We start from the raw sequence: 19,745 nt of genomic DNA, 5'->3' as shown, positions 1-19,745 counted from the left end.
ATTACTTTCTGGCGTGATTAACTCCGAAAGTCCCCTCGCACATGACAATATGCTAAGCAACGCGCTGAATTTCGTGGTCAGACCCACTTAAACACTCCGAAAAAGCACAGTAAATTCAGTTAATTAAAATTAATTCGGTTTTATAAAATATTTTTTAGGATGTTCAGACTATTCAGCCTACGGCTAATTAATGCCAATGCTCTGTTTAGCCAGATATTCGCAGCAGATCGCCCTTAACCGGCAAAAGAAATACCCTTTCACTTAGGGTTGACTTCATGCACTAATCCCAGTATCAATATGTGCAGCACAAAATTAACGAGGTTTGATTCATGTTTCATTCTTTCCGCCTACTCGGTCTACTACTAAACGCATTCAGATTGCGCGGTAGACTTGTGGGTGGAATCAATCACTGATTCGAACCTGAAGAAGTTTAAAAAACCCGCGCCGATGCGCGGGTTTTTTTATGCTCGTTACACCGGCGAAGTTGAGTTAAAGCAAAAGGAAGATGACCATGAGCCAGCAAGTTATTATTTTCGATACCACTCTGCGCGACGGCGAGCAGGCATTACAGGCCAGCCTGAGTGTTAAAGAAAAACTGCAGATTGCCCTGGCGCTGGAGCGTATGGGCGTGGATGTGATGGAAGTCGGCTTCCCTATCTCCTCGCCTGGCGATTTTGAATCGGTGCAGACCATTGCGCGCTCGGTGAAAAACAGCCGCGTTGCCGCCCTGGCACGTTGCGTTGATAAGGATATTGATGCCGCCTATGAGGCATTGCGTGTTGCTGAAGCATTCCGCATTCATACCTTCCTCGCGACTTCGCCAATGCATATCGCCACCAAATTGCGCAGTACCTTGCCAGATGTGATTGACCGCGCAGTGGCCTCGATCAAACGCGCCCGCAATTACACCGATGACGTTGAGTTCTCTTGCGAAGACGGCGGTCGTACCCCAATCGACGATCTGTGCCGCGTAGTCGAAGCCGCGATCAACGCCGGCGCGACTACCATCAACATTCCGGATACCGTGGGCTACACCTTACCGCACGAGTACGCCAACATCTTCAGCCAGTTGCGCGAGCGCGTCCCGAACATCGACAAAGCCATCCTGTCAGTTCATACCCATGATGATTTGGGCATGGCAACCGGCAATGCGGTAGCGGCGGTATTGGCCGGTGCGCGTCAGGTGGAAGGTACGATCAATGGCTTAGGTGAGCGCGCCGGTAACTGTGCGCTGGAAGAAGTGATCATGACGATTAAAACCCGTCAGCAGATCATGAACCTGCACACCAATATTCATCATCAGGAAATCTACCGTACCAGCCAGCTGATCAGCCAAATCTGCAACATGCCGATTCCGGCCAACAAAGCGATTGTGGGTACGGGCGCTTTCGCCCACTCTTCCGGCATCCATCAGGATGGCGTGTTGAAGAACCGCGAGAACTACGAAATCCTGACGCCGGAATCCATTGGCCTGCACAAAATTCAGTTGAACCTGACTTCACGCTCTGGCCGTGCTGCGGTGAAACACCGTATGGAAGAGATGGGTTACAAAGACGCCGACTACAACGTCGATGCCTTGTACGACGCCTTCCTGAAGCTGGCCGATAAGAAAGGCCAGGTATTTGATTACGATTTGGAAGCGCTGGCCTTCATTAACAAACAGAACGAAGAACCAGAATATTTCCAGCTGAACGAATTCAATGTGCAGACCGGTTCCAGCGTTACCGCCACCGCGTCTGTGCAATTGGGCTGTGGCGAAGAGACCAAAGCCGATGCCGCGACCGGTAACGGTCCGGTCGATGCCGTGTATCAGGCCATCAACCGCATCACCGGTTTTGAAGCGGAGCTGGTTAACTACAAGTTGACCGCTAAGGGCCACGGCGAGAACGCGCTGGGTCAGGTAGATATCGTGGTGAACTACAACGGTCGTAAATTCCATGGCGTGGGCCTGGCGACCGATATCGTCGAATCTTCTGCCAAGGCGATGGTGAACGCCCTGAACAATATCTGGCGCGCCAAACAGGTGGAAAAAGAATTGCAGCGTAAATTTAAAGATCAGAAGGAAACGGTGTAACTATGACTCAGTCTTATCATATTGCGGTAATGCCAGGCGACGGAATCGGCCCGGAAGTGATGGCGCAGGCTATCAAGGTTCTCGATGCCATTCGCGCACGCTACGACATGCGTATCACCACCAGCGAATATGATGTTGGCGGTATCGCCATCGATCGTCACGGTGAACCGCTGCCGCCTGCCACCGTTGCCGGAGCAGAGCAGGCCGATGCGATTTTGTTCGGCTCCGTCGGCGGCCCGAAGTGGGAACATTTGCCGCCGGCCGGTCAGCCAGAGCGCGGTGCACTGCTGCCGCTGCGTAAGCACTTCAAGCTGTTCAGCAACCTGCGCCCTGCTGCGCTGTATAAAGGTCTGGAAGCATTTTGCCCACTGCGCAGCGACATCGCCGCACGCGGCTTCGACATTCTGTGCGTGCGTGAACTGACCGGTGGCATCTATTTTGGTCAGCCAAAAGGGCGCGAAGGCAGCGGTCCACACGAACGTGCTTTCGATACCGAGGTGTATCACCGCTTTGAAATCGAACGCATTGCTCGCAACGCGTTTGAAGCAGCTCGCAAACGCAGCAACAAAGTAACGTCCATCGACAAAGCCAACGTGTTGGCGACCTCGGTAATGTGGCGCGAAATCGTTAATGAAGTCGCTAAAGATTACCCGGATGTGCAGCTGAGCCATATGTACATCGATAACGCCACTATGCAGCTGATTAAAGATCCATCACAGTTTGATGTGCTGCTCTGTTCTAACCTGTTCGGTGACATTCTGTCCGACGAATGCGCGATGATCACCGGCTCGATGGGCCTGTTGCCTTCCGCCAGCATGAATGAAGAAGGTTTTGGTCTGTATGAGCCTGCGGGCGGTTCAGCACCGGATATCGCTGGCCAGAACATCGCCAACCCGATTGCCCAAATTCTGTCGTTGTCACTGCTGTTACGCTATAGCCTGAATGCAGATGACGCCGCCGCCAGTATCGAGCGTGCAGTGAGCCGTGCGCTGGAAGCAGGCCATCGTACCCGCGATTTGGCCGGCGATGGCCCAGCCGTGAGTACAGATGAAATGGGCAGCATCATTGCCGGTTTCATCGCTGAGGAAAAATAATAAAATGAAAAGCTTATACCAGAAGTTATTTGATGCACATGTCGTCCACGAAACACCTAATGAAACCCCGTTACTGTATATCGATCGCCATCTGATCCATGAAGTGACGTCACCGCAGGCCTTTGATGGCCTGCGTGCGCACGGCCGTAAAGTACGTCAGCCGTCGAAGACCTTCGCCACTATGGATCACAACGTTTCTACCCAGACCAAAGACATCAATGCGTCGGGTGAGATGGCGCGTATTCAGATGCAAGAGCTGATCAAGAACTGTGCCGAGTTCGGCATTCAGCTGTATGACCTGAATCACCCGTTCCAGGGCATCGTGCACGTGATTGGGCCTGAACAAGGGATGACGCTGCCAGGCATGACCATCGTCTGCGGCGATTCCCACACCGCAACCCACGGCGCATTCGGTTCGCTGGCATTCGGTATCGGCACCTCCGAAGTTGAGCATGTGTTTGCCACACAAACCCTGAAGCAGGGCCGTGCCAAAACCATGAAGATTGAAGTGCTGGGCGAAGCGGCGCCGGGCATTACGGCAAAAGATATCGTGTTGGCGATTATCGGTAAAACCGGCAGCGCCGGCGGTACCGGTCACGTCGTCGAATTCTGTGGCCCGGCGATTGAAGCGCTGAGCATGGAAGGCCGTATGACGCTGTGCAACATGGCGATTGAGATGGGCGCCAAAGCGGGCCTGGTCGCGCCGGATGACACTACGTTCGCTTACCTGAAAGACAAGCAGTTCGCACCGAAGGGCGAGCAGTGGGAACACGCCGTTGCTTACTGGCGTACCCTGAAGTCAGACAGCGAAGCCAAATTCGACTCCACTGTCACTCTGAACGCGGCGGATATTGCGCCACAGGTCACCTGGGGCACTAACCCTGGCCAGGTGATGGCGGTGGATCAAGCGATCCCGAATCCACAATCCTTTGCCGATCCGGTTGAGCGTGCTTCTGCTGAGAAAGCACTGGCCTACATGGATCTGCAGCCGGGTATCAAACTGACTGACGTGGCTATCGACAAAGTCTTCATTGGTTCCTGCACCAACTCACGTATTGAAGATCTGCGTGCCGCAGCTGCTATCGCTAAAGGCCGTAAAGTGGCGCCAGGCGTGGTAGCGATGGTCGTGCCAGGTTCGGGTCCGGTTAAAGCTCAGGCGGAAGCGGAAGGACTGGATAAAATCTTCCTGGAAGCCGGTTTTGAATGGCGTTTGCCGGGCTGCTCCATGTGCCTGGCGATGAACAATGACCGTCTGAATCCAGGCGAGCGTTGCGCGTCCACCAGTAACCGTAACTTTGAAGGTCGTCAGGGGCGCGGCGGTCGCACTCACTTAGTGAGCCCAGCGATGGCGGCGGCTGCAGCGGTCACCGGTCGTTTTGCCGACATTCGTGAATTGACTCAGGGAGCTTAAGCCATGGCGAACAAATTTACTCAACACACTGGGATTGTGGCGCCACTGGATGCCGCGAACGTCGACACCGACGCCATCATTCCAAAGCAGTTTTTGCAGAAAGTGACGCGCACCGGTTTTGGTGCTCACCTGTTCCACGACTGGCGTTTCGAAGATGATGCGGGCACCGTGCCCACCCCAGGTTTCGTACTGAACAAACCTGAATTCAAAGGCACCAGCATTTTGCTGGCGCGCGAGAACTTTGGCTGCGGTTCATCACGTGAGCATGCGCCTTGGGCACTGACCGATTTCGGTTTCCACGCGGTGATTGCGCCAAGCTTCGCGGACATCTTTTATGGCAACAGCTTTAACAACCAACTGCTGCCAGTGAAGCTGAGCGATGAAGAAGTGGATGAGATGTTCAAACTGGTGGCCGCGCAGCCAGGCGTGACCTTTACCGTGGATCTGGAAGCGCAGACCGTGACGGCCGGTGATAAGTCTTACAGCTTTGAAATCGACAGCTTCCGCCGTCACTGCATGATCAATGGCCTCGACAGCATTGGTTTGACGCTGCAACACGAAGCGTCAATCTCCGACTACGAGACTAATCAGCCAGCATTCCTGCGTTAATGCCTTATTCGGTGCGCTTGAATGCGCACCGAATAGAGACGCACTGGATGTCACAAAAGTCGCCTTTGCTGGCGACTTTTTGTTTATCGGGCATCACGTACGCGCGATGCCAGCCCCAGCGCCACAACCGCCATCGCTAAAGCCAGCCAATACACTGACTCATGCCCAAAACGCTCGCTCAGCGTGCCCTGTATCAATCCCGCAATAATCAGACCGGTCGATATTGAGGTGGTAAACATGGTGGTGGCAGCACCGGCGCGTCCCGGCATAAGGTCCTGGAACCACAACATGCCAATCCCCGCGACGATGCCGATAAACGCCGCGTTAAACAGCTGCAACACCATCAACGCCGTGCGTGACTGGAACATCACCAGCCCAAGATAGAACAGGATCGCCGCCACCAGCGCGAGTAACACTAGCTTGCGTTTACCGAAGCGCTTGGCGTAATGCCCTGCCAGCAGCATGATCGGAATCTCCAATCCTGCCGCCGTCCCCATCAATAAGCCTGCCAGCTTTTCCGGCAGCCCCAGCGTGGAGCTGATATACAGCGGCATATCGATGATATACATGGTGTTGCACGCCCACATCACCACCGAGGCGATAAACAGCATCCGCACCTGGCTGTCTTTCCACGGGCTAAGCTGGGTCAGCACCTGCTCTGGCGTTGCGGCCACGCGCGGCACCGATGGCAGAGTGCGCCAGATCAACAACATACTGAGCAGGAAAATCACCGCCGCCACGCAGAACAGCGTCACGAAGCCATAGTTAAGCGCTAAGGCGAATGACAGCGGCGGGCCAATCACCCACGCCAGCGACAGCTGCGCACGCATCACCGAGCTGAACATCACCACTTCACGCGCCGACTGATCGGCATACTCGCGTGCCAGCGCAAAGATCTGCGGTATCGCCACGCTGGCCAGCGCTGACAGCAACACGCCCACGCTGATCAGCGTCAGGTAATGACGATTAAAGGCGAACAGCAGCGCATTCAGCACCGCCATCAGGCAACAAAACAGGATCAGATTACGACGATCGCCGCGATTGTCCGAACGCTTAGCCATCAGCAGACTAATCACAATCCCGGCAATCGCGTTAATGGTAAAAAACAGCCCGACCCAAAACGGTCGCACCTGCACTTCACGCGTTAAAAACAAACTGAGCGTCGGTGCCTGCAAGGCTCCGGCGACACCGGTCATAAACGATACGGCCATAAAAGAGAGATAAACCGGGTTGAGACGACGCTGGCGCGTTAACAGCGATTTCATGCAGAAATCCCTTTGCGGAGAAATGAGGCTAAGACAAACAGGGTAGAAGATTTCACAGCAAAACGAAAAAGCCAGCAGAGAAAACGCTGCTGGCGGTGAAATGCACCCTACTCAGAAAAGGCTCCACGTCGGCGGAACCGCTGGCAGAGCGCCATTCATTGCTGAATGCCTCCCGCTCTTCCATTGCCTGGCAGTATGCCTCTAATATGAGGCAGGAAAAACTGAGCGATTCTGAGAAGGAGTTCCCCTTTTATGTCCTCTGCGCGACTGCAACAGCAGTTCATCCGCCTGTGGCAAAGCTGCCAGGGCGTGGATCAGGAAACCACCTTAAGCGAGCTGGCCGAACGGCTGCACTGCTCGCGCCGCCATATGCGTAATTTGCTTAACGCCATGCAGTCTGCTGGCTGGCTAATCTGGCAGGCGGAAGCCGGGCGCGGCAAGCGTTCGACCCTAAGTTTCAATTACACCGGCCTGGCGCTCCAGCAGCAGCGCGCGGAGGATTTGCTGGATCAGGATCGCATCGAACAGCTGGTCCAACTGGTTGGCGATAAGGATCAGGTTCGCCAGATGATTGCGGCCCACCTCGGACGCAGTTTCCGTCAGGGCAAGCACATCCTGCGCGTGCTCTATTATCGTCCGCTGCCCAATCTGCTGCCCGGTTCACCGCTGCGTCGTTCGGAAACCCATCTGGCACGACAGATCTTTAACGGCATGACACGGATAAATGAGGAAAAGGGGGAAATCGAAGCGGATATCGCCCACCACTGGCAGCAAACTTCCCCACTCCACTGGCGCTTCTTTTTACGTCCCGCGATTCGCTTCCATCACGGCCGCGAACTGGAGATGGAAGACGTTATCGCCTCGCTGGATCGTGTACGCAGCCAGCCGCTGTTCTCGCATATCGATAAACTGCACTCTCCCGCGCCCTGGACACTGGATATTCATCTGACGCAGCCCGATAGCTGGCTGCCGTGGCTTTTGGCCAGCGTGAGTGCCATGATCCTGCCGCGCGAGTGGCCGACGTTACGTCATTTTTCCCGTCAGCCTATTGGCACCGGCCCTTACAGCGTGGTGCGCAATCAGCAGACGCAGCTGAAAATCGCCGCCTTTGATGACTATTTTGGCTACCGCGCGCTGATTGATGACGTATCGATTTGGGTGCTGCCCGAAATCAGCGACGAACTGGTGTATGCCGGCGTAAAGCTGCAGGGGGAAACCGCTGATGAGAAATCCGAAGAGAGCCGACTGGAAGAAGGCTGCTATTTCCTGCTGTTCGACCAGCGTTCTGAGCGCGGCAAAGATGCCCATTTCCGTCGCTGGGTGAGTTATCTGTTCAATCCGATTGCCCTGCTCAACCATGCAGGTGTGGGTTATCAGCGCTACTGGTTCCCGGCATACGGATTCTTACCACGCTGGCACCATCGCCGCGATTTAACGCCGGCAGTAAAACCCGATGGATTAACGCAACTGACGCTCAGTTGGTATAGCCATCATGTTGAGCATGAAGGGATTGCCAACGCCCTGCGCCCGTTGCTGGCTGAACAGGGCGTCGAGCTGATCACCCGCGAACTAACCTATGAAGAGTGGTTCGAAGGTGCGGGAGAAAGTGACATCTGGCTCGGCAGCGTCAACTTCACTCTGCCGCTCGAATACGCCCTGTTTGCCCAGCTCTACGAGCTGCCGCTGATGCACCACTGCGTTCCGATTGACTGGCACGCCGATGCCCAACAGTGGCGGCAGAAAGCCTTGCCGCTGGCAGACTGGAGCAAGCAGTTGGTGAATAGCGACTTTGTTCATCCGTTATTCCATCATTGGTTACTGCTGGAAGGCCAGCGCAGTATGCGCGGCGTGCGCCTCAACACCCTTGGCTGGTTTGACTTTAAATCGGCCTGGTTTGCCCCACCGGAGTTGTGATGCTTTCGCGCTGTCACAGAAGTGTCTAAAATAGTCCGTTCTCAACGGGGTGCCCTGGTTTTGGGCTGAGAGAAACCCGTCGAACCTGATCCGGCTCATACCGGCGTAGGGATTTGAGATGCCCGCTAACTCAGATCCTTTGCGACTCAACCTTATCTTCTCCTCAAGGAGCGCAAAGTGTTAAACAAAGTACTGCCCGTGTTGCTGCTGGTCTCTGCCCCGGTATTGGCTGCCAAGCCTGTTCTTACCGTTTACACCTACGACTCATTCTCTGCAGATTGGGGCCCCGGTCCCGCCGTCAAAAAAGCCTTTGAAGCCGAATGCGGCTGCGAACTGAAGTATGTGGCGCTGGAAGATGGTGTCTCGCTGCTCAACCGCGTGCGCATGGAAGGCAAAAATAGCAAAGCCGATGTGGTGCTGGGTCTTGATAACAATCTGGTGCAAGCCGCCCAGAAAACCGGCCTGTTTGCCAAAAGCCCCGTCGATACCCGCAATCTGCAACTGCCAGACGGCTGGCATAACGACACTTTCATTCCGTTCGACTACGGCTACTTCGCCTTCGTCTACGATAAAAATAAGCTGAAGCACCCGCCGAAAAGCCTGAAAGAACTGGTCGAAAGCCCGGAAAAGTGGCGTGTGATTTATGAGGATCCGCGCACCAGCACGCCGGGATTGGGGCTGCTGCTGTGGATGCAAAAAGTGTATGGCGAGAAAGCGCCTGACGCCTGGCAAAAGCTGGCGCAGAAAACCGTCACTGTCACCAAAGGCTGGAGCGAAGCCTATGGTTTGTTCCTGAAAGGCGAAGGCGATCTGGTGCTGAGCTATACCACGTCGCCGGCTTACCACATCATTGAAGAGAAAAAAGACCACTACGCCGCTGCGCCGTTTAGTGAAGGTCACTATTTGCAGGTGGAAGTCGCCGCGCAGTTGGCGAGCAGCAAACAGCCCAAACTGGCGCAGCAGTTTATGCAGTTTATGGTGTCGCCGGCCTTCCAGCAGACCATTCCAACCGGCAACTGGATGTATCCGGTGATCAAAAGCGATCTTCCCGCCGGATATCAGTCACTGACCGTGCCGGCTACCGCGCTGGAGTTTACCTCTGCGGAAGTGGCCGACCATCGCGCTGAATGGATTAGCGCATGGCAACAAGCCGTCAGCCGCTAATGCCCGGCTGGCTGATTCCCGGTAGTGCTGTCGCGCTGATATTGTGCGCGGTGGCTCTGCTGGCGTTTGGCGCGTTAATCATGGCGGCCCCCGCCACTGACTGGCGCGCCCTGCTTGCTGATAGCTATCTGCACCATGTGCTGGCGTTTTCGTTTGAGCAGGCGCTGCTGTCTGCCCTGTTCTCGGTGCTGCCGGCTATTTTACTGGCGCGCGCGCTATATCGCCGTCGTTTCCCTGGACGCACGCTGCTGCTGCGTCTGTGCGCCATGACGCTGGTATTACCGGTTTTAGTGGCAGTGTTCGGCTTGCTCAGCGTCTACGGTCGCAGTGGCTGGCTGGCGCAACTCTGCAACCTGCTTGGCATTGATTACACCTTCTCGCCCTACGGCTTGCAGGGCATTTTACTGGCGCACGTATTTTTCAATCTGCCCCTTGCTACGCGCATGCTGCTGCAGGCGCTAGAGAGCATTCCCGGCGAGCAGCGCCAGTTAGCCGCCCAGCTGGGTCTGCGAGGCTGGAACCTGTTTCGTTTAGTCGAGTGGCCCTGGCTGCGACGTCAAATCCTGCCCACCGCAGCACTGATCTTTATGCTGTGCTTCGCCAGCTTTGCCACCGTACTGGCACTAGGCGGCGGACCGCGCGCCACCACACTAGAGCTGGCAATTTACCAGGCGCTGAGTTTTGATTACGATCCCAGCCGTGCGGCATTGCTGGCACTGTTACAGCTCGGCTGTTGTATGTTGCTGGTGCTGTTAAGCCAGCGCTTCAGCAAAGCCATCCCCACCGGCAGTCAAAGTATTCGAGGCTGGCGTGATCCCCAGGATTCGTGGCACGCCAGGCTCGGCGACACACTGCTGATTATCTGCGCGCTGATACTGTTGCTGCCGCCGCTCGCCGCGGTAGTGGTTGATGGCTTGCGCGGCGGCGTTGCGGGTGCACTGCAGCAGTCAGCTTTATGGCAAGCGACCTTCACCTCGCTGCGTATCGCCATCGGCGCGGGCCTGTTGTGTGTGGTGCTGACCATAATGCTGCTGTGGAGCAGTCGTGAGCTACGCCAGCGTCAGCGCAACGTGGCGGCACAAGCGATGGAACTGAGCGGCATGCTGATTCTGGCGATGCCCGGCATCGTGTTGGCCAGCGGCTTTTTCCTGCTGTTCAACGCCACCATCGGCTTGCCACAGCGCGCCGATGGGCTGGTGATTTTCACTAACGCGCTGATTGCTATTCCGTATGCAATGAAAGTGTTGGAAAACCCGATGCGCGACATCAATGCGCGCTACCGCCAGCTTTGTTTATCACTGGGTATTGCCGGGGTTAATCGCCTTAAACTCATTGAGCTGCGCGCCCTGAAGCGCCCGATCGCGCAGGCGCTAGCGTTTGCCTGTGTGTTATCGATCGGCGACTTTGGCGTAGTGGCGCTGTTTGGTAGCGCCGATTTCCGCACGCTGCCGTTCTATCTGTTCCAGCAAATTGGCGCCTATCGTGGTGCGGATGGTGCCGTCACCGCGCTGCTGCTGTTATTGCTGTGCCTGTTACTCTTCACCCTGATGGAAAAACTGCCGGGTCGCCATGCTGATACTGAATAATCTCACCTACCTGTACCAACATTTACCGATGCGCTTCCGCTTCGAGGCGCAGCCGGGTGAGCGTCTCGCTATCCTTGGCCCCAGCGGCGCGGGGAAAAGCACCTTGCTCAGCTTGATCGGCGGGTTTCTGCCGGTGAGCCAGGGAAGCCTGATGATCAATGGCATCGATCATACGCGCAGCGTGCCGTCAGCGCGGCCGGTGTCGATGCTGTTTCAGGAGAACAATCTCTTCCCCCACCTGACGGTGCAGCAGAATATGGGGCTGGGTTTGCATCCGGGATTGAAACTGACGCGTGAACAGCAGCAACAGCTGGCCGCCATCGCTGAGCAAACCGGATTAGCGGAGCTGCTGAATCGCTTGCCTGGCGAGCTTTCAGGCGGTCAACGCCAGCGCGTGGCTTTAGCGCGCTGCCTGCTGCGCGATCGGCCGATTCTGTTGCTGGATGAGCCCTTCTCTGCGCTCGATCCGGCCCTGCGCGGTGAAATGCTGCAGCTGGTGCGGTCGGTGTGTGAAGCGCGCAATATTACGCTGCTCATGGTGTCACACAGCCTGGAAGATGCTCAGCAGATTGCGTCGCGCAGTCTGGTGGTGGTCGATGGGCGCATCTACTGGGATGGCAGCACCACGAGCTTGATCAGTGGAGAGAGTGAAGCGGCTGCCATCCTTGGCGTAAAAAAACCTTAAGCGAAAAATACCTTCCACAGCAGCTGGCGGAAGATCGGCATCATCGGGTGATATTGAATGGCGACAAACGCCGCCGCGCCGATAATACCAGCCAGCGGTGCCAGCCAGCGCAAGCGCGCCTGCGGCAGATATTTCGTTGCCCAGTCGCTGGTTTTGCCACTGCGCCACCAGCGCCACATCAGCCAGCAGCCCATCCACACCAGCAATGCCACCAGCAACAGCAACCACTTAAAATTGCCGCCTTGCGCGCCTGCGGCACATCTATCGCCACTCCCGCCAGAATGCCCGGCATCAGATAAGCCGGCGGCCAGAGAATACAGCCAATCAAGTTAGGTGGCAGGAACTTGCGCACCGGCAGCTCAAGCATACCTGCCGCCAATGGAATCAACGGACGCGTCGGTCCGACGAAGCGCCCCACCAGAATGGTAAACATGCTGTGTTCGTGCAGCGCGTGCTCGGTTTTATCCAGCAGGCCCTGATACTTTTTCAGATATTTCCAGCGATGCAACGGCCCCTGAAACTTCCAGCCGATGCCATACGAGACCCAATCACCAATCAGGCAACCGGCGAAACCCGCCGCCCAGGCAGGATAAAGACCAATCTGCCCGCTCCCCACCAGCGCCCCAAGGCTGGCCATTAACACCGTGCCTGGCAACAGCAATCCCACGAACGCCAGCGACTCAAGGAAGGTCACCAGCGCTACGGCCATCAGCGCGTACTCCAGCGATTGCGAAAACAGATGTTGAATCCAGGCTTCCATAACTATCCTCTGCGGAATATAGAGGCTGGATTGTCCGGAGCCAGCGCCAAACCGTCAAGGCAAGAATTGTAGAACGATGTTGATAGAGTGCTGACAATATCGCCACGCGCAGGCACTGTATAAACATCCATGATATACTTCAGGCAATTCATTTCCCGGAGTTAACGTGACCGAACCGCGCGCAGGTTTTCTGCTTACCCGCCACTGGCGAGATACCCCAACCGGCAGCGAAGTGGTGCTGTGGCTGGCGACTGATGAGGGTCCGCAGCGGCTGGTGCTGCCTGCGCAGGAGTCTGTTGCCTTTATCCCCGAGGAATTTCGCCAGCAGACGGAAACGCTAATTCGCGATGAGCGCCACACTCGTGTGCAATCACTGGAACTGAAAGATTTTCGCCGTCGGCCCATCTTTGGGCTCTATTGCCGCAGTAATCGCCAGCTGCAAAACCTGGAAAAGCGCCTGCGAGAAAATGGCATCGCGGTGTATGAAGCCGATATCCGCCCGCCAGAGCGCTATTTGATGGAGCGTTTTATCACTGCGCCGGTGTGGTTCAGTGGCGATGTGCGCGGCGATAGCGTGGTTAATGCCCGCCTGAAACCCCATCCAGATTACCGTCCGCAGCTGAAATGGGTTTCGCTGGATATTGAAACCACGGAACACGGTGAGCTGTATTGCATCGGGCTGGAAGGCTGCGGTCAGCGCCAGGTTTACATGTTGGGTCCGCCCAATGGTGATGCCAGCACGCTGGATTTCGATCTCATCTATGTAGATAGCCGCCCGCAGTTGCTGGAACAGCTCAATGCCTGGTTTGCCCGCCACGACCCCGACGTGATCATCGGCTGGAGCGTGGTGCAATTCGATCTGCGCGTCCTGCAGAAACATGCCGATCGTTATGGCATCCCGTTGCGTTTAGGCCGTCAGAATCAGGCGCTGGAGTGGCGCGAGCACGGCTTCAAACCCGGCGTATTCTTCGCGCAAGCCACCGGTCGCCTGGTGATCGATGGCATCGAAGCGCTGAAATCCGCTTTCTGGGACTTTCCCTCTTTTAGCCTCGAAGCAGTTTCGCGCCAGCTCCTTGGCGAAGGAAAATACATCGACAACCCGTGGCAGCGCATGGAGGAGATCAACTGGCGTTTTGCCCATGACAAACCCGCACTGGCGAAGTACAACCTGAAAGATTGCGAACTGGTGACGCGCATTTTCCAGCACACCGCCATCATGCCATTTTTGCTGGAGCGCGCCACGGTGAATGGCCTGGCGGTTGACCGTCACGGCGGTTCGGTGGCCGCGTTTGGTCATCTTTATATTCCTCGCATGCACCGTGCAGGATTTGTTGCGCCTAACCTCGGCGAAGTGGCACCCGAAGCCAGCCCCGGCGGTTATGTGATGGACTCGCGCCCTGGACTGTATGATTCGGTACTGGTGCTGGATTATAAAAGCCTGTATCCCTCGATTATCCGCACCTTCCTGATCGATCCGGTTGGTCTGGTTGAAGGTTTGGCCCATCCTGACGACGCCGATTCTGTGCCCGGCTTCCGTGAGGCACGCTTTTCGCGCCAGACCCACTGTTTACCGGCGATAGTTGAACAAATCTGGCAAGGGCGTGAAGCCGCCAAGCGCGAAGGCAATAAACCTTTGTCTCAGGCGCTGAAAATCATCATGAACGCCTTTTACGGCGTGCTGGGCACCAGCGCCTGCCGCTTCTTTGATCCGCGCCTTGCGTCCTCAATTACCCTGCGCGGCCACGCCATCATGCAGCAAACACGTGAACTGATTGAGGCCGAAGGGTTTGATGTGATTTATGGCGACACTGACTCGACCTTTGTCTGGCTGAAAGGCGCGCACAATGAGGCGGAAGCCGCAGCCATTGGCCAGCGTCTGACCCAACAGGTCAACGTGTGGTGGCAGCAGCATCTGCAACAGACTTACGGGCTGGAAAGTGCACTGGAGCTGGAGTACGAAACCCATTTCAGTCGCTTCCTGATGCCGACCATTCGCGGGGCTGAGCAAGGCAGTAAAAACGTTATGCCGGCATGATTCGCACGGATGACACGGAACGACTGGTATTTAAAGGCCTCGAATCGGTGCGCACCGACTGGACGCCGCTGGCGCAGCAGTTCCAGCAAACACTGTATGGCCGCATTTTCCGTGGCGAGCCGTGGCAGGATTACATCCGCGATACCGTGGCTCAGCTGCTGGCGGGCGAACTGGACGAATTGCTGGTGTATAAAAAACGCCTGCGTCGCCCCTTAAAAGATTATGAAAAAAATGTGCCACCGCACGTGCGGGCGGCACGATTAGCGGATGAGCAAAATCGTAAACTTCATCGCCCGTTACAGTATCAAAATGGCGGCTCGATTCGTTACGTGATGGCCACTGCAGGCCCGGAACCACTGGAGATCCGCACCACGCCGCTGGATTACGATCACTACGTGATGAAACAACTTCAACCGGTTGCCGATGGAATTTTACCTTTCGTCGGCGATGACTTTGCTACACTGATTACCGGGCAGTTGGGGCTTTTTTGACAGGTGACGAATGCCCTGCCATCCAGTACCATAGCGCCCTTCCTGATTCTCACCGCACATACAATCTGACCAAACACCTGTTTGGCGGTGATGTATTGCCTGAGTGCAGGTGAACTTCTTTATGGCATGTCAGAGAGTCGAGCTAAAAATATATGGTTTTTACACTGGGTCAACGCTGGATTAGTGATACGGAAAGTGAACTGGGATTAGGAACGGTGGTGGCGATTGATACGCGCATGATCACCATGATGTTCCCGGCAACCGGCGAAAATCGCCTGTATGCCCGAAATGATGCTCCCGTCACCCGTGTGATTTTCAATCTGGGTGACACTATCACCAACCATGAAGGTTGGCAGATGAGTGTTGATGAAGTCCGTAACGAAAACGAATTAATGACTTACATCGGCACGCGTCTCGACACTGAAGAAGCGGGCGTAGTCATGCGCGAGGTGATGCTGGACAGCAAGCTGGTGTTCAGTAAACCCCAGGATCGTCTGTTTGCGGGCCAGTTAGATCGCATGGACCGTTTTTCCCTGCGCTTCCGCGCGCGTAAATACCAAAGCGAGCAATACCGTCTGCCGATCAGCGGCCTGCGCGGGATGCGTACTAATCTCATCCCGCATCAGCTGCACATCGCCCATGATGTCGGCCGCCGCCACGCGCCACGCGTACTGCTGGCGGATGAAGTCGGCTTGGGTAAAACCATTGAAGCCGGGATGATTATCCAGCAACAGCTGCTGGCAGGCCGGGCCGACCGCGTGTTAATCGTGGTGCCGGAAACCCTGCAACACCAGTGGCTGGTGGAAATGCTGCGTCGCTTCAACCTACACTTCGCCCTGTTCGATGATGACCGCTACACCGAAGCCCAGCACGACAGCGATAACGCCTTTGAAACCGAGCAGTTGATCATCTGCTCGCTGGACTTCGTGCGCCGTAACAAGCAGCGCCTCGAATTGCTGGCGGATGCTGACTGGGATCTGCTGGTGGTCGATGAAGCGCACCACCTGGCCTGGAGCGAAGATGCACCAAGCCGTGAATATCAGGTGATTGAACAGCTGGCAGAGAAAACTGCGGGCGTGCTGCTGTTAACCGCAACGCCGGAACAGCTGGGGCTGGAAAGCCACTTTGCCCGTTTACGCCTGCTCGATCCCAATCGCTTCCACGATTTCGGCCAATTTGTGGCTGAACAACAAAACTATCGCCCGGTCGCCGATGCGGTGAGTTCACTGCTGGCCGATCACGCCATCAGTAAAGAAGAGATGAACCTGATCAACGACCTGATCGGTGAGCAGGACATCGAGCCGCTGTTACAGGTGGCGAACAGCGATCGTGACGGCAAAGAAGACGCACGCAAAGAGCTGGTATCGATGTTGATGGATCGTCACGGCACCAGCCGCGTACTGTTCCGTAACACGCGTAACGGCGTGAAGGGCTTCCCGAAACGTGAGCTGCACCAGATTCGTCTGCCGCTGCCCGCCCAGTATCAAACCGCCATCAAAGTCTCTGGCATCATGGGCACCCGCAAGAGCGCAGAAGAGCGCGCACGCGACATGCTGTACCCGGAAAAGATTTATCAGGAATTTGAAGGCGATAGCGGCACCTGGTGGAACTTCGACCCGCGCGTAGAATGGCTGATGGGTTATCTCACCAGCAACCGCAAAGAGAAAGTGCTGGTGATCTGTGCCCAGGCTGCCACTGCGCTGCAGCTGGAGCAGGTGCTGCGCGAGCGCGAAGGTATTCGTGCTGCCGTGTTCCACGAAGGATTATCCATTCTCGAGCGCGACCGCGCTGCGGCGTTCTTCGCCTCAGAAGAAGAAGGCGCCCAGGTGCTGCTGTGCTCAGAAATCGGTTCTGAAGGCCGTAACTTCCAGTTCGCCAGCCGCCTGGTGATGTTCGATCTGCCGTTTAACCCGGATCTGCTGGAACAGCGCATCGGTCGTCTCGATCGTATAGGTCAGATGCATGACATCCAGATTCTGGTGCCGTGGCTGGAAAAAACCGCCCAGGCTGTACTGCTGCGCTGGTATCACGAAGGTCTGGATGCGTTTGAGCATACCTGCCCCACCGGCCGCACCATTTATGACAGCGAATACAGCAAGCTGATTGAGTATCTTGCCGCACCTGAAAATCCACAAGGGCTGGATGAGTTCATCACCGAAAGCCGTAAACAGCATGATGCACTCAAATCACAGCTGGAACAGGGCCGTGACCGCTTGCTGGAGCTGAACTCCAATGGCGGAGACGCGGCGCAAGCGCTGGCCAATGCGATTGCCGATCAGGATAACGACACCGATCTGGTTAACTTCGCGCTGAACCTGTTCGATATCGTTGGCATCAACCAGGAAGATCGCAGTGACAGCCTGATCGTGCTGACGCCATCCGATCATATGCTGGTGCCGGATTTCCCAGGCTTGCCTGAAGATGGCTGCACCGTGACCTTTAACCGTAATCAGGCGCTGTCGCGCGAAGATACCCAGTTTATTACCTGGGAACATCCGCTGATCCGCAATGGCCTTGACCTGATTCTGTCCGGTGATACCGGCAGCTGTGCGCTGTCGTTGTTGAAAAACAAAGCGCTGCCGGTGGGTACGCTGTTGGTGGAGATGATTTACGTGGTTGAAGCACAGGCACCGAAGAGCCTGCAACTCACCCGCTTCCTGCCACCAACGCCGGTGCGTCTGCTGATGGATCGTGCGGGTAACAATCTGGCCGGCAAAGTCGAGTTTGAAAGCTTTAACCGTCAGCTGAATGCCGTTAATCGTCATACCGGCAGCAAACTGGTCAACGCAGTACAGCAGGAAGTGCACGAGATTCTGACGCAAGCCGAGAAAGTGGTGATTCCAGAAGCCCAGGCGATCATCGCTGCGGCGAAGGTGGAAGCGGATGAGAAGCTGAGTGCCGAGCTGTCCCGTCTGGAAGCGTTGCGTGCGGTCAACCCTAACATCCGTGATGATGAGGTTGAAGCGCTGGAAAGCAATCGCGAGCAAGTGCTGGACAGTTTGGGCGATGCGGGCTGGCGACTGGATGCACTGCGTCTGATCGTTGTTACGCACCAATAATCGCTGAAGGCCACTACGACATGTTGATGGAAGCATACAATCCGCCGCTCGAACCCTGGTTACATATTCTGTATCAGGATGAGCATATTATGGTGGTGAACAAGCCAAGCGGCTTGTTGTCGGTGCCAGGCCGGCTTGAGGAGCACAAGGATAGCGTGATGACGCGTATCCAGCGTGATTTCCCCCAGGCAGAATCGGTACACCGACTGGATATGGCCACCAGCGGCGTGATCGTGGTGGCGCTGAATAAAGCCGCTGAACGAGAGTTGAAGCGGCAGTTCCGCGAACGTGAGCCGTCAAAGTACTATGTGGCTCGCGTCTGGGGCCATCCGGCGGCGGAAGAAGGGTTGATTGATCTGCCGCTGATTTGCGACTGGCCTAATCGGCCAAAGCAGATGGTGTGCTATGAAAATGGCAAAGCGGCGCAGACGGAATATCAGGTGCTGGAGTATGAGGCGAGCAACAGCGCCCGCGTGCTGCTCAAACCCATTACCGGACGCTCGCATCAGCTGCGCGTCCATTTGCTGGCACTGGGTCATCCGATTTTAGGTGACCGCTTCTATGCGCACGAAGAAGCACTGGCAATGGCACCGCGTCTGCAACTGCACGCGGAGTCATTAACGATTACGCATCCGGCGTTTGGCAACAGTATGACGTTTAAACAGCCAGCGGATTTTTAATCTGCAGGTTATAAAAAGGGCCATCAGCAATGACGGCCCTTTTCAATTTTCATCTCGATGTACCAGGCTATTTAAATCCCTTCTCCTTACGAATTAAATCGTAAGCGGCCTGAATCTCCTGCGCTTTCTGCTTCGCCATTTCCATCATTTCTGGCGGTAAACCTTTCGCCACCAGCTTGTCAGGATGGTGCTCACTCATCAACTTACGATAAGCGCGCTTAATGGTGGTGCTGTCATCGCTGCTTTTCACTCCCAGCACGCTGCAAGCATCTTCCAGCGTCGGGCCGCGTTGCGCCTGTTGATAAGCACCACCCTGCGATGAACCCCCGCCAAACTGCTGGCCGCCTTCCATCATGCGCAGGAACTGATCGAACTGTGCTCGAGAGATCCCCAACTCTTCAGCAATCACATACAACACCTGCCGCTCATTGGGGTGCAGTGAACCGTCCGCAAAGGCCGCCTGAATCTGAATTTCCAGAAACATCCGAATCAGGTCAAAACGGCCAAAACAGGCGCTGCGCAGTTCACGCAACTTATTACGCAGCGGATAGTCGCTCTGTTTGCCTTCACGAAATGCACGTTGTGCCGCAGTTCGCGCATCACCGTGCAGTTGCATGCGATCCATAAATAAGGAAGCAATCTGGATATCGGCTTCCGTGACGCGCCCTTTTGACTTGGTCAAATGGCCCATCACCTGAAAAGTGGTACTGAAAAACAGGGTTTGCCGCGCCTGGTTATTGGCGAAATAGCCCTGTCCTTTTACGCTGCGCACTTTGTCAAACATGTGGCCAATGATCAGACCCAGTACAATGCCCCAAAAGCCTGCCCCGGAAAGCAAGCCGAGAGCCAGACCAATAACTTTTCCCCAGTAGCGCATAAACTCCTCAATTCGCCATGCTTGCGGCTGAAAATTGCATT

Annotated in this window: 13 protein-coding genes, 2 pseudogenes and 1 riboswitch; of the genes and pseudogenes, 12 read left to right on the top strand and 3 right to left on the bottom strand. The window is 55.8% G+C overall.

Going from position 1 to position 19,745, the window contains the following annotated elements; all coding sequences use genetic code 11:
• Nucleotides 1–329: 329 nt before the first annotated feature.
• The 5 genes from leuL (at nucleotide 330) to leuD (ending at nucleotide 5,188) form a co-directional block, all read left to right on the top strand.
• Complete coding sequence (gene leuL, locus HA45_RS29020) at nucleotides 330–413, top strand: leu operon leader peptide (RefSeq protein WP_128598939.1); 84 nt, start codon at nucleotides 330–332, stop codon at nucleotides 411–413.
• A 98-nt stretch (nucleotides 414–511) separates the two neighbouring features.
• Nucleotides 512–2,074: a 2-isopropylmalate synthase gene (leuA, locus tag HA45_RS11555; RefSeq protein WP_100704571.1), complete on the top strand. Its 1,563-nt coding sequence runs from the start codon at nucleotides 512–514 to the stop codon at nucleotides 2,072–2,074.
• A 2-nt stretch (nucleotides 2,075–2,076) separates the two neighbouring features.
• The gene (leuB, locus tag HA45_RS11550) at nucleotides 2,077–3,168 is read left to right on the top strand and encodes a 3-isopropylmalate dehydrogenase (RefSeq protein ID WP_100704570.1); all 1,092 of its coding nucleotides are present in this window, start codon (nucleotides 2,077–2,079) and stop codon (nucleotides 3,166–3,168) included.
• Between the two features lie 4 nt (nucleotides 3,169–3,172).
• Nucleotides 3,173–4,579: a 3-isopropylmalate dehydratase large subunit gene (gene leuC / locus HA45_RS11545; RefSeq protein ID WP_100704569.1), complete on the top strand. Its 1,407-nt coding sequence runs from the start codon at nucleotides 3,173–3,175 to the stop codon at nucleotides 4,577–4,579.
• Nucleotides 4,580–4,582: 3 nt separating this feature from the next.
• Nucleotides 4,583–5,188: a 3-isopropylmalate dehydratase small subunit gene (gene leuD / locus HA45_RS11540; RefSeq protein ID WP_100704568.1), complete on the top strand. Its 606-nt coding sequence runs from the start codon at nucleotides 4,583–4,585 to the stop codon at nucleotides 5,186–5,188.
• Nucleotides 5,189–5,271: 83 nt separating this feature from the next.
• Here the strand turns inward: leuD and HA45_RS11535 are convergent, their stop codons facing one another.
• Nucleotides 5,272–6,453, bottom strand: a complete 1,182-nt coding sequence (locus tag HA45_RS11535; protein WP_100704567.1) for an MFS transporter — start codon at nucleotides 6,451–6,453, stop codon at nucleotides 5,272–5,274.
• 252 nt (nucleotides 6,454–6,705) lie between these two features.
• Here HA45_RS11535 and sgrR point away from each other — a divergent pair, with 252 nt between their 5' ends.
• The 4 genes from sgrR (at nucleotide 6,706) to thiQ (ending at nucleotide 11,802) form a co-directional block, all read left to right on the top strand.
• Entirely contained in the window at nucleotides 6,706–8,367 is a 1,662-nt protein-coding gene (gene sgrR / locus HA45_RS11530; RefSeq protein ID WP_100704566.1) for an HTH-type transcriptional regulator SgrR, read from the top strand.
• A 35-nt stretch (nucleotides 8,368–8,402) separates the two neighbouring features.
• A riboswitch (TPP riboswitch) is annotated at nucleotides 8,403–8,497 on the top strand.
• A 47-nt stretch (nucleotides 8,498–8,544) separates the two neighbouring features.
• Entirely contained in the window at nucleotides 8,545–9,531 is a 987-nt protein-coding gene (gene thiB / locus HA45_RS11525) for a thiamine ABC transporter substrate binding subunit (protein ID WP_100704565.1), read from the top strand.
• Complete coding sequence (thiP, locus tag HA45_RS11520) at nucleotides 9,507–11,117, top strand: thiamine/thiamine pyrophosphate ABC transporter permease ThiP (RefSeq protein WP_100704564.1); 1,611 nt, start codon at nucleotides 9,507–9,509, stop codon at nucleotides 11,115–11,117. The genes thiB and thiP overlap by 25 nt, the downstream gene beginning before the upstream one ends.
• Complete coding sequence (thiQ, locus tag HA45_RS11515; protein WP_100704563.1) at nucleotides 11,101–11,802, top strand: thiamine ABC transporter ATP-binding protein ThiQ; 702 nt, start codon at nucleotides 11,101–11,103, stop codon at nucleotides 11,800–11,802. The genes thiP and thiQ overlap by 17 nt, the downstream gene beginning before the upstream one ends.
• Here thiQ and HA45_RS11510 read toward each other — a convergent pair.
• Nucleotides 11,799–12,562, bottom strand: a pseudogene (locus tag HA45_RS11510) (DedA family protein). The gene thiQ and the pseudogene HA45_RS11510 sit on opposite strands and share 4 nt — an antisense overlap.
• Nucleotides 12,563–12,728: 166 nt before the next feature.
• Between HA45_RS11510 and polB the strand changes: the two are divergent.
• From polB to rluA, 3 genes and pseudogenes are all read left to right on the top strand, one after another.
• Nucleotides 12,729–15,088: pseudogene (polB, locus tag HA45_RS11505) on the top strand (DNA polymerase II).
• A gap of 152 nt (nucleotides 15,089–15,240) precedes the next feature.
• Nucleotides 15,241–18,147, top strand: a complete 2,907-nt coding sequence (gene rapA / locus HA45_RS11500; protein WP_100704560.1) for an RNA polymerase-associated protein RapA — start codon at nucleotides 15,241–15,243, stop codon at nucleotides 18,145–18,147.
• Between the two features lie 20 nt (nucleotides 18,148–18,167).
• Nucleotides 18,168–18,827, top strand: coding sequence for a bifunctional tRNA pseudouridine(32) synthase/23S rRNA pseudouridine(746) synthase RluA (gene rluA / locus HA45_RS11495; protein ID WP_100704559.1), 660 nt, complete (start codon nucleotides 18,168–18,170; stop codon nucleotides 18,825–18,827).
• 67 nt (nucleotides 18,828–18,894) lie between these two features.
• Here the strand turns inward: rluA and djlA are convergent, their stop codons facing one another.
• Nucleotides 18,895–19,704: a co-chaperone DjlA gene (gene djlA / locus HA45_RS11490; RefSeq protein ID WP_100704558.1), complete on the bottom strand. Its 810-nt coding sequence runs from the start codon at nucleotides 19,702–19,704 to the stop codon at nucleotides 18,895–18,897.
• Nucleotides 19,705–19,745: the final 41 nt, after the last annotated feature.

The organism is Pantoea rodasii, assembly GCF_002095465.1.
GTDB lineage: Bacteria > Pseudomonadota > Gammaproteobacteria > Enterobacterales > Enterobacteriaceae > Pantoea > Pantoea rodasii.
The sequence above is the reverse complement of the archived record's forward strand: the minus strand, read 5'-3'. Positions and strand labels throughout refer to the sequence as shown.

Excerpts from the sequence above, each read along its gene's own strand:
- leuA (WP_100704571.1), top strand. The coding sequence starts at position 512 with ATGAGCCAGCAAGTTATTATTTTCGATACCACTCTGCGCGACGGCGAG.
- leuD (WP_100704568.1), top strand. The coding sequence starts at position 4,583 with ATGGCGAACAAATTTACTCAACACACTGGGATTGTGGCGCCACTGGAT.
- leuB (WP_100704570.1), top strand. The coding sequence starts at position 2,077 with ATGACTCAGTCTTATCATATTGCGGTAATGCCAGGCGACGGAATCGGC.
- leuC (WP_100704569.1), top strand. The coding sequence starts at position 3,173 with ATGAAAAGCTTATACCAGAAGTTATTTGATGCACATGTCGTCCACGAA.
- thiQ (WP_100704563.1), top strand. The coding sequence starts at position 11,101 with ATGCTGATACTGAATAATCTCACCTACCTGTACCAACATTTACCGATG.
- thiP (WP_100704564.1), top strand. The coding sequence starts at position 9,507 with ATGGCAACAAGCCGTCAGCCGCTAATGCCCGGCTGGCTGATTCCCGGT.
- rluA (WP_100704559.1), top strand. The coding sequence starts at position 18,168 with ATGTTGATGGAAGCATACAATCCGCCGCTCGAACCCTGGTTACATATT.
- djlA (WP_100704558.1), bottom strand. The coding sequence starts at position 19,704 with ATGCGCTACTGGGGAAAAGTTATTGGTCTGGCTCTCGGCTTGCTTTCC.
- rapA (WP_100704560.1), top strand. The coding sequence starts at position 15,241 with ATGGTTTTTACACTGGGTCAACGCTGGATTAGTGATACGGAAAGTGAA.
- leuL (WP_128598939.1), top strand. The coding sequence starts at position 330 with ATGTTTCATTCTTTCCGCCTACTCGGTCTACTACTAAACGCATTCAGA.
- sgrR (WP_100704566.1), top strand. The coding sequence starts at position 6,706 with ATGTCCTCTGCGCGACTGCAACAGCAGTTCATCCGCCTGTGGCAAAGC.
- HA45_RS11535 (WP_100704567.1), bottom strand. The coding sequence starts at position 6,453 with ATGAAATCGCTGTTAACGCGCCAGCGTCGTCTCAACCCGGTTTATCTC.